1 protein-coding gene is annotated in these 17,866 nt (G+C 71.2%); it reads left to right on the top strand.

From position 1 onward, the window contains the following. Positions 1 to 1,142: 1,142 nt before the first annotated feature. A complete protein-coding gene (locus ABZ803_RS13555; RefSeq protein WP_357036661.1) occupies positions 1,143 to 17,822 on the top strand; it encodes a type I polyketide synthase in 16,680 nt (5,559 codons plus the stop codon). Positions 17,823 to 17,866: the final 44 nt, after the last annotated feature.

Here is a 17,866-nt window from a genome sequence, read left to right as displayed (position 1 = left end):
GTGCCGCCCGAGGGGGGCAGCCGCCGAGGGGCACGCCCTTGCTGGGGAACTGACGGGCTTTTCGGTAGTCCGGTATGTGATCGATTCGCGATCGAATTCTCCTGTCGCCGCTGTCCGTCTCCACGAGTATTCATTGAACATCCAACGGACTTTTGTTCAATGGTGTGAACAAAACTGATCGTTATGCAATGCAGTGAAATCTCGTCTATATAGAACGATGGGGAGAATCCATTGCGGATCGGTCCGAGATCGTGCGGTATTCCCGGTTTCGAAGTTGGTAGATCGCGGTGCGCTCGATATTGAATACCCATTGCGTAGCCTTTCGGAATGGAGGGCGCAAATGAATCGGGCGCGCCTTTCGTATTCGGCGAGAGTAAATCTCAGGAGGCAAATCGGCCGCTGGTCAGAGCCGGTCGGGCCCCGGTCTTCAGCAAACGGTTCTGGCGCGTCGCTTCGCGGCGTGGTCAGGAGCCGGCCGATGTGCTTCGCTCGGGCGGGACGCCGCCGCGGCCCCTGACCCGCAGCGAGGCCCAGGTTCTCGGCCGTGGTCCGCGCCCATCCGGCGAAGTGGCGCGCACGCTCGGCGTTCGCACCTGCCTTAGCTGCAACCGGTCCGTTGCGGGGATTCGCGTCGCCGCTTCGGGGCCGCGGGCGCCCTGATTCGACCTCGGTGGCCCGCGGAAGGCGCGCCGGATCTTTGCGGGAACAAGCGGTTCGCGGATCACTTGCGGGAAAGCAGAACGGCTGGCAGGCTAACGCTCAGCACGCGACTGGACGGTTGTCCTGGCGCTTTGCCTGCCGAAGAAAGAATGCAAATGTGCTATGGATTCGTCTTCTCAGCTCTGGGAAGTAAGGTGCTCGCCTCGGATAAAGATCCGTGGTACACAGGATGCTCCGCTGTGTCGGCTTTTCCGTCACTGACGGTAACGTTGAGATGTCCGTCTTGATAACCGTGGAGAAACATTCCTCCGCGGAAATGCGCGGTTGCGGCGCGCGTCGGCCTCGTCTGCCGCTGGCGTGCGCCTCGACCGGCTGCTTCGTCACCGCTACCTGACCGAACACTCGGCAGTTCTTGCGAACCCGCGCCGCTGCTCGCGACGCCGGGCTTCTTTGTCGACCCTGCGAAACCCGGGATGTGAAACGTGGACAACGGCGCTGGCGACTCGTCCGACCGCATGTTGGAGTACCTGAAGAAGGTCACCGTCGAACTCATGACGACGCGCGACGATCTGACCCAGCTGCGGGAGAAGATCGACGAGCCGATCGCGATCGTCGGCATGAGCTGCCGGTATCCAGGCGGGGCCGAATCGCCGGAGCAGTTGTGGGAGCTGGTCGCGGGAGAAGCGGACGCCGTGGGTGGGTTCCCCGCCGACCGGGGCTGGGACCCGGAGGGGCTGTTCGATCCGGACCCCGACCGCTTCGGAAAGGTGTACACGCGCTCCGGCGGCTTCCTGCGGGACGCGGGGGACTTCGACGCGGGATTCTTCGGCATCGGCCCCCGGGAGGCGGCGGCCATGGATCCGCAGCAGCGCCTGCTGCTGGAGGCTTCCTGGGAAGCCCTGGAGAACGCCGGAATCGCCCCGACCTCGCTGCGGGGCAGCGATACCGGCGTGTTCGCGGGCGTGATGTACGAGGACTACGAGCACACCGCCAGAGCGGCCGGACCGGTCGCGGAGGGCTACGCGGGAATCGGTTCGACGGGCAGCGTGGTCTCCGGCCGGGTGGCCTACACGCTGGGCCTGGAAGGCCCCGCCGTGTCGGTGGATACGGCGTGTTCGTCGTCGCTGGTTGCCATCCATCTGGCCTGTCAGGCGCTGCGCCGCGGCGAGACATCCCTCGTGCTGGCCGGTGGCGTCACGGTGATGTCGACGCCGTTCCTGTTCATCGAATTCTCCCGTCAGCGCGGGTTGTCACCGGACGGGCGCTGTAAGGCGTTCTCCGCGTCGGCCGACGGCGTGGGCTGGGGCGAGGGCGTGGGTGTGCTGGTGTTGGAGCGTTTGTCGGACGCGCGGCGCGCGGGGCACGAGGTGCTGGCGGTTATTCGTGGTTCGGCGGTGAATCAGGACGGTGCGAGCAATGGTTTGACCGCGCCGAACGGTCCATCGCAGGAGCGGGTGATCGCGGCGGCGCTGGCCGCGGCGGGGCTGGCGCCCGCGGATGTGGACGCGGTGGAGGCGCACGGCACGGGCACCTCGCTGGGTGATCCGATCGAGGCGCAGGCACTGATCGCCGCGTACGGACAGCAGCGCGACGAGCCGCTGCGCATCGGATCGCTGAAGTCGAACATCGGCCATTCACAGGCCGCGGCGGGTGTCGGCGGCATGATCAAGATGGTGCAGGCGCTGCGGCACGAGGCATTGCCGAAGACGCTGCACGTGGACGCGCCCTCGCCGCATGTGGATTGGTCGGCGGGATCGGTGCGGTTGCTGACGCAGGCGGAAGTGTGGCCCGCGGGTGATCGGGTGCGCCGCGCGGGTGTGTCGTCGTTCGGGATCAGTGGGACCAACGCGCATGTGATCCTGGAGGAAGCGCCCGCGCCGGCCTCCGGCGACGAGACCGAGGACAGCGACACCGGTCCCGCCTGCGCGGCGGGCGCCGTCCCGTTGCTCGTATCCGCGAAGACCGAGGAGGCGCTGCGCGCCCAAGCGGCGCGGTTGCACGAGTGGCTGCTCGGGCATCCTGACGCCGACCCGTGGAGCGTGGCCTCCGCGCTGATCGAGACCAGGGCGCAGTGGAACCGCCGCGCCGCGGTGGTCGGCCGAGACAAAGACGAGTTGCTTGCCGGGTTGGCGGAGCTGGCCGCCGGCACCGCGAGCGGTGCGCTCGATGGTGTGGCCCTATCCGGGAAGACGGCGTTCTTGTTCACGGGTCAGGGTGCGCAGCGGGTGGGTATGGGGGCGGGGTTGTATGCGGCGTTCCCGGTGTTCGCGGGGGTGTTCGATGAGTTGTGTGGGGAGTTCGATCGCCTGTTGGGTGTTTCGTTGCGGGATGTTGTGTTCGGGGTGGCGGGTGGGGATTTGGTGCATCGGACGGAGTTCACTCAGCCTGCGTTGTTCGCCTATGAGGTGGCGTTGTTCCGGTTGGTGGAGTCGTTCGGCATCACTGCGGATGTGTTGATCGGTCATTCGATCGGTGAGTTGGTCGCGGCGTATGTGGCGGGGGTGTGGTCTACCGCGGATGCGTGTGCGTTGGTGGCGGCGCGGGGGCGGTTGATGGGCGGGTTACCCGAAGGCGGCGCCATGCTCGCGGCCGCGGTGACCGAGCAGCGCGCCGTCGAGCTCACCGCCGCCCACGGGGACGCGCTGTCGGTCGCGGCGGTCAACGGCCCGTCGTCGGTGGTGATCTCCGGTGACGCGGACGCCGTCGATCGGGTCGAGCGACAGCTGTCGGATGCGGGCGTCAAGACATCCCGGCTGCGGGTCAGCCACGCGTTCCATTCCGCGCGAATGGATCCCATGCTGGCCGAATTCCGCGCCGTCGCCCAGCGGCTGACCTACCGGACGCCGACGGTCGCGGTGGTGTCGAATGTTTCCGGCATGCTCACCGAGGCCGAACTCACCGAACCGGGCTACTGGGTCGAGCAGTTGCGCGGTTGTGTGCGGTTCGCGCCGGGCGTGGACACCCTGGTGGCCGCCGGGGTCCGCCGCTTCGTCGAAATCGGTCCCGACGCGGTGCTCGCGGCGACGACACGCCGGTGCCTGGCCGAACATCCGGAGGCGGAAGCCGAGTCGATGGTGACCGCAGCGTCACGTCGCTCGGCCGACGAGGTGACGCAGTACGTCACCATGCTCGCGCACGCCCACACCGCCGGTATCGACGTGCACTGGCGGCCGCTGTTCGCCGGTCGGCCGCTGACCCGTGTGGCGTTGCCGACGTACGCGTTCCAACGACAGCGGTACTGGTTGGAACCGCTCGCGATCGAGGCGTCACTGAAGTCATCGGATCATCCGATGCTCACCGGCGCCGTGCCGTTGGCCGGGCGGGACGAATGGCTGTTCACCGGCCGGCTGTCGGTGCGGACGCATCCGTGGCTGGCCGACCACGTCGCCTTCGGGTCGGTGCTGCTGCCGGGCACCGCCTTCATAGAACTGGCGCTGAGCGCGGGCGCCCGGCTCGGCACCGGCCTCGTCGAGGAGCTGCTGCTGGAGGCGCCGCTGCTGCTCGCCGACGACACCGCGGTCGATATCCAGTTGACCGTCGAACCCGCCGACGAAGCGGGTGCGCGCCGGTTCGTCGTCTATTCGCGCGCGATCGCGGCCGAGGATGCCGATGCGGGCGAGTGGGTGCCGCATGCCAACGGCGTCCTCGCCCCCGGGACGGACGGTGTGCCCGCGTGGGTCGAATCGGGATGGGCCGCCTCGGCGGCGGACGCGGAATGGCCGCCGGCCGGGGCCGAACCGGTGCCCGTCGACCGGCTCTACGACCAGCTGGCGCGCCTCGGGTTCGATTACGGTCCGGTGTTCCAGGGCGTCACATCGGCCTGGCGCGACGGTGACGACTTACTCGCGGAGGTGTCGCTTCCGGCCGAATCCGGCGCGCAGGCATCGGCTTTCGGGATGCACCCAGCCCTGCTGGACGCCGCCTTCCACACCGCGATCACCGAACTCGCCCAGGACATGCCCGCGGGCAGGCTGCCGCTGCCGTTCTCGTTCGGCGGCGCCCGGCTGTACCGCGCGGGGGCGGACGCCATCCGGGTGCGGCTGGAGCGCTCGGGCGCCGGACGCGTCCGGGTGACCGCCGTCGACGAGACCGGTGCGCCCGTGCTGAGCCTGGAATCGCTCACCGCTCGCCCGGTGGACGCCGAGGCGCTCGGCCGCGGAGCCGGGCGGCGCGCCTCCCTGTCGGACATCGAATGGGTACCGGTGTCGCCGGCCCCGGGCGGAACGGCCGCGACGGTGGCGCTGCTCGGCGACGCCGACGTGACCGGTGCCGAACTCCGCGGCGCGGAACTCGCCGATCTGCTCGGCGAGCAGGCGCCGGAGATCGTCGTGTGGTCGCCAGCCGGGGCCGAAAGCGACGTGATGGCACGGACGCGAGACTGCCTGCGGGCGACACTGGAGCTGTTGCAATCGTGGCAGGCCGGGGGAGGGCACGAGTCGCGGCTGGTGATCCTGACCCGAGCAGCCGTCGGTCTGCCCGACGAGCGGCCGGACCCGGCCGGTGCCGCGGTGTGCGGTCTGGTGCGCAGTGCCCAGGCCGAGCACCCCGGCCGGTTCGTTCTCCTCGACGCTTCCCCGGAGGACGAGGTCACCGCTGAGATGGTCACCGCGGCGGTGCGGTCGGACGAGCCGCAGCTGGCCGTGCGCGGCGGCGGCCTGCGCGTCCCGCGACTGCGCAAACAGCACGCGGCGGTCACCGCGGACGGCAATTCGTTCGGCGCGGGCGCGGTGCTGATCACCGGCGGCACCGGCGGACTGGGCGCGGAGCTGGCGCGGCACGTCGTCGCCACGCACGGCGTGCGGCGACTGGTGCTGGTATCGCGGCGCGGTGAACACGCCGACGGGGTGCCCACGCTGGTGAGCGAGCTGACCGCCGCGGGCGCGCAGGTGCGCGTGGCGGCCTGCGACGTGAGCGATCGGGCCGCGGTCGCGGCGCTGCTGGCTGGACTGCCCGGCGAATTCGCGCCCAGCGCGGTGATCCATTCCGCGGGTGTACTCGACGACGCCACCATCGAGACCTTGACCACCGGGCAGCTCGACCGCGTGCTGGCGTCGAAGGCCGACGCCGCGTGGCATCTGCACGAGCTGACCCGCGACCTCGCGGCATTTGTGCTGTTCTCTTCGGTCGCGGGTGTGGTGGGCTCCCCCGGCCAGGGCAACTACGCGGCGGCGAACGCGTTCCTGGACGCGCTGGCGTTCCGGCGGCGCGCGGCGGGCTTGCCCGCGGTATCGATCGCATGGGGCTCGTGGAACCAGAGCATCGGCATGACCAGCGGTCTGGGCGGTGCGGCGATGGCGCGGATGGGCCGTCTCGGCGTGCGGCCGTTGACGACAGCGGACGGCTTGGCGCTGTTCGATCGCGCCGTCGCCGCGCCGTCGCCGGTCCTGATCGCGACGGAGTTCGATACCGAGGCGCTGGCGGTGCAGGCCCGCGAAGGGACGCTCCCGCGGCTGTTGCAGTCGATCGTCGCGATGCCCGTGCGGCGGGCCGCGGACACGAGCGGGACATTGGCGCGGCGCCTGGCCGCCGCGCCGGAACACGATCGTGCGGCGATCGTGCTGGACGTCGTGCGCGAACAAGTCGCCGGTGTGCTCGGCCATATCTCCGGCGACGCCGTCGATCCCACCGCGCCGTTCACCGAACTCGGCTTCGATTCGCTGGCCGGGGTCGAGTTCCGTAATCGTCTCGCCAAGGCCACCGGCGTTCAGCTGCCGTCCACGCTGGTGTTCGACCACCCCACCGCCGCGGCGGTGGCCACGTTCGTGCGCTCCCGGGTCGGCGACGGGGACGAGGCCGACGCGGGCCGCGCCGCCCGGGTCAAACGCCGCGCCCGCACCGACGAGCCCATCGCGATCGTGGGAATGAGCTGCCGGTACCCGGGCGGCGTCAGCTCACCCGACGGACTGTGGGAGCTGGTGGCGGCCGGAACGGATGCGATCGGCGAGTTCCCGGCCGACCGCGGCTGGGATCTGGACCGGCTGTTCCATCCCGACCCCGATCACTCAGGGACCTCGTATCTGCGGTACGGCGGCTTCCTCGCCGAAGTCGCGGAGTTCGACGCGGGGTTCTTCGGGATCGGGCCGCGCGAGGCGGCGGCCATGGATCCGCAGCAGCGCTTGCTGCTCGAGGCGTCGTGGGAAGCACTGGAGCACGCCGGCATCGACCCGGCGTCGTTGCGGGGCAGCGACGCAGGCGTCTTCACCGGCGTGTCGTACCAGGACTACGAGGAGATCGCCAAAGCCGCGGGCGCGATCGCGGAAGGTTATGTCGGCACCGGCTCGACCAGCAGCGTGCTCTCCGGCCGGGTGGCCTACACGCTGGGGTTGGAAGGTCCGGCGGTCACCGTGGACACGGCGTGTTCGTCGTCGCTGGTGGCCATCCATCTGGCCTGTCAGGCACTGCGCCAAGGGGAGAGTTCGCTGGTGCTGGCCAGTGGCGCGCAGGTGATGTCTACGCCGTTCATGTTCTTGGAGTTCTCCCGCCAGCGCGGCTTGTCACGCGACGGGCGCTGTAAGGCGTTCTCCGCGTCGGCCGACGGCGTGGGCTGGTCCGAGGGTGTCGGTGTGCTGGTGTTGGAGCGTTTGTCGGACGCGCGGCGCGCGGGGCACGAGGTGCTGGCGGTTATTCGTGGTTCGGCGGTGAATCAGGACGGTGCGAGCAATGGTTTGACCGCGCCGAACGGTCCGTCGCAGGAGCGGGTGATCGCGGCGGCGCTGGCCGCTGCGGGGCTGGCGCCCGCGGATGTGGATGTGGTGGAGGCGCACGGCACGGGGACGCCGCTGGGTGATCCGATCGAGGCGCAGGCGTTGATCGCGACATACGGACAAGGGCGCGCGGAACCGTTGTGGGTCGGTTCCCTGAAATCGAATATCGGTCATTCGCAGGCCGCCTCGGGAATCGGCGGCGTGATCAAGATCGTGCAGGCGCTGCGGCACGAGGCATTGCCGAAGACGCTGCACGTGGACGCGCCCTCGCCGCATGTGGATTGGTCGGCGGGATCGGTGCGGCTGCTCACCGAGGAACGGCCGTGGCCCGCGTCGGTGGACCGGGTGCGCCGGGCCGGCGTGTCCTCGTTCGGCATCAGCGGCACCAACGCGCACCTGATCCTCGAGGAGGCCGCCGCGGAGCACGCCGCCGCGCCGGTCACGACGGACACTCCCGCCGCGGGCGCGAACATGGTGCCGCTGGTGGTGTCGGCGAAAACCGAAGCGGGCCTGCGCGCGCAGGCCGGGCGGCTGCGCGACTGGGTGGCGGCGCATCCGGAGGCGGACCCGGCGGACGTCGCGCACACCCTGCTGACCACGCGCACGCGGTTCGATCGGCGCGGCGTCGTCGTCGCGGGCGACCGGGAGGCCATGCTGACCGGTCTGGCGGATCTCGCGGCGGGTGTCTCGTCGCCGGGTGTGGCGGAAGGCGCGCCGGTGGGCGGCAAGATCGCGTTCTTGTTCACGGGTCAGGGTGCGCAGCGGGTGGGTATGGGTGCGGGGTTGTATGCGGCGTTTCCGGTGTTCGCGGGGGTGTTCGATGAGTTGTGTGGGGAGTTCGATCGCCTGTTGGGTGTTTCGTTGCGGGATGTTGTGTTCGGGGTGGCGGGTGGGGATTTGGTGCATCGGACGGAGTTCACTCAGCCTGCGTTGTTCGCCTATGAGGTGGCGTTGTTCCGGTTGGTGGAGTCGTTCGGCATCACTGCGGATGTGTTGATCGGTCATTCGATCGGTGAGTTGGTCGCGGCGTATGTGGCGGGGGTGTGGTCTACCGCGGATGCGTGTGCGTTGGTGGCGGCGCGGGGGCGGTTGATGGGCGGGTTACCCGAAGGCGGCGCCATGCTCGCGGCCGCGCTTCCGCAGGAGCGGGCGGCCGAAGCCATCGCCGGATTCCGCGGGCGGCTGTCCATCGCGGCGGTCAACGGCCCGTCGGCGATCGTGTTCTCCGGCACGGAGGACGCCATCGCCGAACTCGAGCCCGCGCTCGCCGCCGACGGGGTCAGGACAACCAGGTTGCGGGTCAGTCACGCGTTCCACTCGGCGCTGATGGAGCCCATGCTGCCGGAATTCGAGGCGTTGGCCGCCGAAGTCGCTTACGGGACTTCGCTGCTGCCGGTGATCTCCAACGTGTTCGGGGTCGTCGGCGGCGAGGCGTTCGCCGACTCCCTGTACTGGGCCGGTCACGTGCGCGACACCGTCCGCTACGCCCAGGGCGTCGACACCCTGGTGGACCTGGGCGTCCGGCGATTCCTGGAGCTGGGGCCCGACGCCGTGCTGGCGGCGATGACGCGACAGTGCCTGCCCGAGGAGATCGGATCCCGGTCAGTGGTCGCGGCGGCCGGACGGCGCGACGCCGACGAGGTGCGGCATTTCCTGACCTTCCTGGCCCACGCCCACAACAGCGGCATCGAGGTGGACTGGGAGCCCTTGCTCGCGGGCCGGTCCCCGAGGCGTCTTCCCTTGCCTACCTATGCCTTCCAGCGTCGCCGCTTTTGGCTGGACGTGGTCCGGCCGGTCGCGGCCGGCGCCATCGACCATCCGATCCTGCTGGACGCGGTCCCGGTCGCGGGCAAGGACGAATGGCTGTTCACCGGGCAGCTGTCGGATGCCCGGCATCCGTGGGTCGCCGACCACGTGGTGTTCGGTACACCGGTGGTCCCGGCGACGACGTACCTCGAACTGATGTCGGCGATCGGCGATCGCCTCGACGTACGCTCGGTGGAGGAGATGCAGCTGGACATCCCGCTCGTCCTCGGGGAGCACGCGGTCGACGTGCAGGTGTCGGTCGGTGCGCCCGAAGCAGGCGGACGGCGGCGCTTCACCCTCTACTCCAGGACCGCGGACTCCGACGACGCCGAGGCCTGGGTGCCCCATGCCGGTGGCGTGCTCGCCGCCGACCACGGCCCCGGCCACTCCACCGGCTGGGATCGGGTCTGGCCGCCCGCGGGCGCCGAAGAGCTCGACGAACAGGCGATCTATCGCCGGATCGCGCACCTCGGCATGGATTACGGTCCCGCTTTCCGCGGCATGCGCGCGGCTTGGCGGCGCGGCGACGAGGTGTTCGCCGAGGTAGCGCTGGACGACGCCACCGCCGCACAGGCATCGGGCTACGGCATCCACCCCGCGTTGTTCGACGCCTGTCTGCACCCCGCGCTCGACTTCGTCATGGACGACCTGCCCGCCGGACGGGTGCCGCTGCCGGTCACGGTCGGTGGGCTGCGGACGGTCCGGTCGGGCTCCGGGCCGGTGCGGGTTCGCGCGGTGCTGTCCGGCGGTTACCGGATCCGGATGGATGTGGTGGACGAGACCGGCGCACCGGTACTGAGCGTGGACTCCGTGGTGGTGCATCCGGTCGAGCGGCGCACGGTGGAGCGGGTCCGGTCGAATACCGCGCCGGTGCCGCTGCACGGGATGGAGTGGGTGCCGGTGCCCACCGGCGACGCCGGGCCTGCGGGATCGATGGCGATGCTCGGCGCGGGCAGCGTGGCGGGAATCGACCTGCGCGTCACCGGCCCACGCGAACCGGACGACGACGGTTCGGACACGGCGACGATCGTGTGGGTGGCCGAGACCGCCGACACGGTGGACGCCGACCCGGCTGACGCGGCACGGCAATGGGTCACGCGGACCGTGGAACTGGCGCGATCGTGGCTCACCGATACGCGGTACGGCGCGGCCCGGCTGGTCGTGGTCACCCGTAACGCGCTCGGGTTGCCAGGTGAATCGCCCGACCCGGCGGCCGCCGCTGTCGCGGGTCTGCTGCGCAGCGTACAGGCGGAACATCCGGGCCGGATCGTGCTCCTCGACCGGGACGGCGATATCGACGCCGGGACGGTGTCGGCGGTGCTGGCCGCGGGTGAACCGCAGGTCGCGGTGCGCGACGGCCGGTTGTCGGCGCCCCGCGTGCGCCGGATCGCGGCGGCGCGGGAAACGGAGGCGATCTCCTTCGGGGCGGGCACGGTTCTGGTGACCGGCGGCACCAGCGGTCTGGGCGCGCTGATCGCGCGACATTTGGTGACCGAGCACGGGATTCGGCGGCTCCTGCTGGTCTCCCGACGCGGTCGGGACGCCGCGGGGGTCCCCGAACTCCTCGCGGACCTGTCGGCGCTGGGCGCCCGGGTGGACGTCGAGGCGTGTGACATCGCGGATCGCGACGACCTGGCCGCGGTCTTGGCCGCGGTACCCGAGGAGTTCCCGCTGTCCGGCATCGTGCATGCCGCGGGTGTGGTCGACGACGGGACGATCGAGACCCTGACCGCCGCGCAGGTGGACCGCGTGCTGCGCCCGAAGGTGGACGGGACCTGGCTGCTGCACGACGCGACCCGGGACGCGAATGTCTCGGCGTTCGTGGTTTTCTCATCGGTCGCCGGGCTGGCCGGTTCCCCCGGGCAGGGCAACTACGCGGCGGCGAACTCGTTCGCCGACGCGGTGGTCCGGCTGCGCCGCACCGTGGGCCTGCCCGCCGTATCGGTGGCCTGGGGCCCGTGGAACGCGGGCACCGGGATGACCGCCGACCTCGGTCCGGCGGGGTTGGAACGGCTGCGGCGCTTGGGTTTCCGCCCGCTCGGCGACACGACGGGGTTGTCGCTGTTCGACGCTTCGCTCACCGCGGGGTCGGCGCTGGTGATCGGCGCGGAATTCGATCGATCGGGACTGGCGGAACAGGCCGAGGCGGGAGCCTTGCCCGCACTGCTGAGTGCGCTCGCGCGGCCGGGCCGCACCGGCGGGGAGCCGGTCGGACGGCTGGCCTCGGCCACGCCCGCCGACCGCGCCGAAGTGGCCTTGGCCGTCACCCGGGAACAGGCGGCCGCGGTACTCGGGCACGCCACCGCTGAGGCGATCGACCCCGAGACCGCGTTCACCGAGCTGGGTTTCGACTCGCTGGCCGGTGTGGAATTCCGGAACCGGCTCGCCCAGGCCACCGGCCTGTCGCTGCCCTCGACCCTGGTGTTCGATCATCCGAGCGCCCGTGCGGTGGCGGAGTTCCTCGTGTCCAGGATCGGGGATGCGCCGGCCGCGCGACCACGCCCGGCGCGGGTGACGCCGCGGACCCGGGTCGACGAGCCGATCGCCATCGTCGGAATGAGCTGCCGGTATCCCGGCGGCGTGGGTTCGGCGGAGCAGCTGTGGCAGCTTCTGGTCTCGGGTACGGACGCGATCACGCCCTTCCCCACGGACCGCGGCTGGGACCTCGATCGGCTCTACCATCCGGACCCGGACCAACCCGGCACCACCTACGTGCGCGAAGGCGGATTCCTCACCGACGCGGGCGCGTTCGACCCCGCCTTCTTCGGAATCGGCCCCCGTGAGGCGACGGCCATGGATCCGCAGCAGCGGCTGATGCTGGAGGCCGCCTGGGAAGCCCTGGAAGACGCGGGCATCGATCCGACCGCGCTGCGCGGCAGTGACACCGGAGTCTTCGTCGGCGCCACTCCGTCCGGCTATTCCGAGCGGGTTGTCGGTGCGTACGAGGGCTTCCGGATGACCGGCAATTCCGACAGCGTCACCTCGGGACGGGTGGCCTATGTCCTCGGCTTGCAGGGCCCGGCCATGACGGTGGACACGGCGTGCTCGTCCTCGCTGGTGGCGCTGCACCTGGCCTGCCAGGCGCTGCGGAACGGGGAGACGTCGCTGGCGCTGGCGGGCGGAGTCACCGTGTCGGGCAGCCCGGAGCTGTACGTGGACTTCGCGCGGCAGCGGGGGCTGGCCACCGACGGGCGGTGCAAATCCTTCGCCGCCGCCGCGGACGGCGTCGGTTGGTCGGAAGGGGTCGGCGTGCTGGCCCTGGAACGACTCTCGGACGCCCGGCGGTCGGGCCACGAGGTGCTGGCGGTGATCCGGGGTTCGGCGGTGAACCAGGACGGTGCGTCGAACGGGCTGACCGCGCCGAACGGTCCCTCGCAGGAGCGGGTGATCGCGGCGGCGCTGGCCGCGGCGGGCTTGGAGCCGGCCGACGTCGACGCGGTGGAGGCACACGGGACGGGAACCCCGCTGGGCGATCCCATCGAAGCGCAGGCCTTGATCGCGACCTACGGCCAGGGCCGGCGGGAACCCGTGCGGATCGGCTCGCTGAAGTCGAATATCGGCCATTCCGTCGCGGCCTCGGGCGTGGGCGGCGTGATCAAGATGGTGCAGGCGCTGCGGCACGAGATGCTGCCGAAGACGCTGCACGTGGATGCCCCTTCGCCGCATGTGGATTGGTCGGCGGGTTCGGTGCGGTTGCTGACCGAGGCGGAGCCCTGGCCTGCCGGGGAGCGGGTGCGGCGTGCGGGGGTGTCGTCGTTCGGGATCAGCGGGACGAACGCGCACGTCGTCGTCGAAGAAGCGCCCGCGCGCGACCGCCTGCCCGCCGCGCGCGACCGCGGATCCGAGCCGGACGGCGTGATCGCGTGGGTGGTGTCGGCGAAATCGGAGGCCGGTCTGCGGGCACAGGCCGACCGGCTGCGCGCCTGGGCGGTCGAGCATTCGGACGCCGACGCCGATTCCATCGGACGATCGCTGGTGCAGACCCGCGCGCAGCTGGAATGGCGCGGCGCCGTCGTCGGCGACGATCGGGAGCAATTGCTGGCCGGACTCGCCGAATTGGCGGCCGGTCCTGGGTCCGGTGTGATCGAGGGAACGGCCGGCTCGGGCAGGACCGCGTTCCTGTTCACCGGCCAGGGCTCGCAGCGAGCGGGCATGGGTGCCGAGCTGTACTCGACCTACCCCGTCTTCGCCCAGGCGCTGGACGAAGTGTGCGCCGAATTCGACCGGCTGCGGACGAACTCCGGTGCGGCGCAGACGCCTCCGACCGGCGATCCGGCGCCGTCGTTGCGGGAGGTGATGTTCGCCGATCGGTCGGGTGTGCTGGATCGGACGGAGTGGACGCAGCCCGCGTTGTTCGCGTTCGAGGTGGCGATGTTCCGGTTGGTGGAGTCGTTCGGCGTGTTCCCGGACGTGCTGATCGGGCACTCCATCGGTGAGCTGGTGGCGGCGTACGTGGCGGGGGTGTGGTCGCTGCCGGACGCGTGCGCGCTGGTGGCGGCGCGCGGACGCTTGATGGGTGCGCTGCCGGAGGGCGGAGCCATGCTGGCGGTGTCCGTCTCCGAAACCGATGCGGCGCGGCTGCTCACCGGATTCGGCGACCGCGCCTCGATCGCCGCGGTGAACGGACCGGAGTCGGTGGTGCTCTCCGGTGACGACGACGCGATCGGCGAACTGGAACGGACCATCGCGGCGCAGGGGCACAAGACGACGCGGCTGAAGGTGAGCCACGCATTCCACTCCGCGCGGATGGAACCGGCGCTGGCCGGGTTCCGCGCCGTCGCCGCGGAGCTGACCTACCGGCAACCGCTGGTGCCGATCGTGTCGAATGTGACCGGGGCGGTGGGGGAGACCTTCACCGAGCCGGAGTACTGGGTCGGGCAGATCCGCGCCGCGGTCCGGTTCGCGCCCGGTATCCGGGCGCTGGCCGACACCGGCGTGCGCCGGTTCCTCGAGATAGGTCCGGACGCCGTGCTCACGGCCATGACCCGCGGCTGCCTCGGGGACGAGGCCGCGAGCGGCCTGCTGACCGCCGCCGCAGCCCGCCGCGTGGGAGCGGAAGCACGGCACTTCGTGACCTTCCTGGCCCGCGCGCACGTCGCCGGGGTGGCGGTGGACTGGCAACCGCTGTGGGAAGGCAGTTCGGCGCGCCGGGTTCCGTTGCCGACGTACGCGTTCGATCATCAGCGGTATTGGCTCGCCGCCACCGAGCACACCCCCGACGTGCGGTCCTCCGGCCTGGACGATGTCGACCATCCGCTGCTCGGCGCCGCCGTCTGGCTGCCGGACTCCCGCGGTGTGGTGGCGACCGGCCGTTTGTCGCTGTCGAGCCATCCGTGGCTGGCCGACCACATGATCGGCGGAACCGTGCTGTTGCCGGGGACGGCCTTCGCCGAGCTGGCGCTGTACCTCGGTGCGATGACCGGCAATCCGCGCCTGGCCGAGCTCGTGGTGACGGCGCCATTGGCGGTCCCGGCCGACGGCTCGGTCGAAGTGCGGGTGCTGGCGGACGGCCCCGACGACACCGGCGCGCGTGCGGTGTCGGTGTATTCGCGTCCACATCGCGCCGGCGCACCGGAACAGGCGGAATGGATCCGGCACGCCACCGGATCCCTTGTCGCGCAGCCGACCTCGCCCGAGACGAGCGCGACGGTGGAACCATGGCCGCCGGTAGGGGCGCTGCCGGTGGACGTCAGCGACATGTACACCGAGTTCGCCGACCGCGGCTACGGACACGGGCCGTTGTTCCAGGGATTGACCGCACTGTGGCGGCGCGACGACGAGGTCTTCGCCGAAGTGCGCCTACCCGGACAGGAGAATTCGGCGACCGACCGCTTCGGGCTGCATCCGGCCCTGCTGGATGCCGCGCTGCACGCGATACGGTTCACCGGGCTCACGGGCGAACCCGCCGCGGACGAGATCTACGTGCCTTACTCGTGGGAGGACGTGGACCTGCACGCCGTGGGCGCGGGCGCGGCGCGGGTACGGTTGGCCGCGGCCGAGCACCGATCCGGGGACAGGGACAACCAGCCGATCACGGTGACCCTCACCGATGCGGACGGGGAGCAGATCTTCCGGGTCGCGGCGTTGACCATGCGCCCGATCCCGATCGACACGCTGCGGTCCGCCGGCGCCGCCCGCACCGGGCACGATCCGTATCGGCTCCGGTGGGTGCCGCTGCCGGCCGGGGAGCGCGCCGGACTCGGCGCGGACGAGCACTGGGCGCTTGCCGGCGCCGACGAGATCGTGCGCGTCGACGGAGGTTCCGTCGCGGTGCTCCGGGTCGAGGACACACCGGTGGACAGCGACATGCCCGATCTGGTGCGCACCCGGCTGGCCGATACGGCGGAACGGATCACCGAACTCCTGACCCGCCACGACCGTGTCGTCGTCGTCACCCGCGGGGCGGTCGCGGTGACACCGACAGCGCCGGTGGACCTTGCCGGCGCGGCGGTGTGGGGACTGCTGCGCAGCGGGCAGCACGAGAACCCGGGCCGGATCCTCCTTCTCGACGTGGCGGACTGGGCGGGATACCGCCGTGCCGTCGCGCTTCTGCTGGCCATGGCCGACGAAGCCCAGGCGGCCGTGCGTGACGACGCCGTGTACGTGCCCCGGTTGAGCCGGAGCGTGGCCGGCCCGCACGGAAGACCGGCTCCGCGCCCGAATCCCGACGGCACGGTGCTGATCACCGGCGGCACCGGAAGCCTCGGCGGGCTCACCGCCCGGCACCTGGTCGCCGAGCACGGTGTGCGCAGGGTGCTGCTGGCGAGCAGGCGCGGTCCGGACGCGCCGGGCGCCGCGGAGTTGGCGGCGGAACTGATCGAGCTCGGCGCACACGTGGAGGTGCTGGCTTGTGACGTGAGCGACCGGGCTGCGGTCGACCGGCTGCTGTCGACCGTCCCGCCGGAGCATCCGCTGACCGCCGTCGTGCACACCGCGGGTTCCCTCGCCGACGGACTGCTGACCGACCTCACCCCGGCGCGGCTCGCCGCCGTCCTGCGGCCCAAGGCCGACGCGGCCTGGCACCTGCACGAAGCCACCGCCGCACTCGAGTTGTCGATGTTCGTGCTGTTCTCCTCGTTCGCGGGCACGATCGGCAGCCCGGGCCAGGCCAACTACGCGGCGGCGAACGCCTTCCTCGACGCGCTCGCGCAGCACCGGCACCAGCGCGGACTGCCCGCCACCTCGCTCGCGTGGGGACCGTGGCGCGCGGACAGCGGAATGACGAGCACCCTCACCGGTACCGACATCGCACGGATGCGCCGCGAGGGTCTGATACCGCTCGACGACGACTACGGAATGTCGTTGCTGGACAGCGCCATAGCCGCGGGTGAGCCGACCGGTGTCGGCGTGCGTCTGGATCCCGCGGTGCTCAACGCCCTCGCCGCGGCGGGCGCGTTGCCCAGGATGCTCGGTTCCCTGGTCACCGCCGCGCCGCGCCGGGCAGGCGGAGTGCGGTCGCTGGCCCGGCAGCTGGCCGTGACCGCCGAAGCCGAGCACCACGGCGTGGTGCTCGCCGCGGTGCGCGAGCACATCGCGGCGAGCCTCGGCCACGCCTCCGGCGACGCGATCGATCCACGGGCTCCGTTCACGGAATTGGGATTCGACTCGCTGGCGGGCATCGAGTTCCGCAATCGCTTGGCCGAGGCCACCGGGCTGACGCTGCCGTCGACACTCGTCTTCGACCATCCCACCGGCGAAGCTCTCGCGGCGTACGTGACTTCCCGGATTGCGGAGATGGCCCCCGTGGACGCGCCCGCCACCGCGGTGGCGGTGCCCGTGGAAACCGGATCCAGGGGCGCGCTCACCGAGCTGGTGCTGGCCGCGCACCGGCGCGGCCGAGTCGGCGCCGCGATTCCGATGCTGCTGGCGGGCGCAGAACTCGTGGACACCTTCACCGATGTGGCGGAACCGGCGCCGATTCCGCTGAGCAGGGCCACCGGACCGGCGACCCTGCTCTGTGTCCCGTCGTTCGTGGTCGGCACCGGGCCGCACCAGTTCGCCCGGCTGGCCAGGGAACTCGGCGCCGACCGGACGATCGCGGCGCTGCGCCTGCCCGGCACGCAGCCCGGCGAGGCGCTGCCCGAATCCTGGGACGTGCTGCTGGAACACCTGGCGGCGGCGGTGCGCAACCGCGGCGACGACCGGCCGGTCGTGCTCCTGGGCTATTCGGCGGGCGGCGCGATCGCGCACGCGCTGGCGCATCGGCTCGAGCGCGACGGGCGCGGCCCGGCCGCGGTGATCCTGCTGGACACGTATTCACCCGACGATCCGGAGCAGAACCGCCGGGTGCTGCTGAGCGCGATCGGCTCGGTCCTCGACCTGGGACACGAGGTCACCGAGGTCGCGGATCACGGTCTGGTCGCGATGGCGAAATACGCGCGTCTGTTCGAGCAACGCCTGCCGTTGCCGATCACCGCGCCGACGTTCGACCTGCGGGCCGCGACACCGCTGCCGGGGCTGGACCTGGCCGAGCCGGTGCCGGCCTGGCTGCACACCGGCGAGACGGTCGAGCTCGACGCCGATCATTTCTCGATCATCGGAGCGGCCACCTCGGCCGTCGCGGCCGAGATACGGCGCTGGCTGGGCGAACTCGACGAAACGGAGCCGGCGCTCGCGCGTTCGGCGGCAGGCAGTGACGGTGCTCCGCGATGACCGCCGGGCGGGCGTGACACGTGGCATCGAAGAGGCGAGACAGA

It is taken from the genome of Nocardia sp. NPDC047648 (genome assembly GCF_040642815.1).
GTDB lineage: Bacteria > Actinomycetota > Actinomycetes > Mycobacteriales > Mycobacteriaceae > Nocardia > Nocardia gamkensis.
The sequence above is the reverse complement of the archived record's forward strand: the minus strand, read 5'-3'. Positions and strand labels throughout refer to the sequence as shown.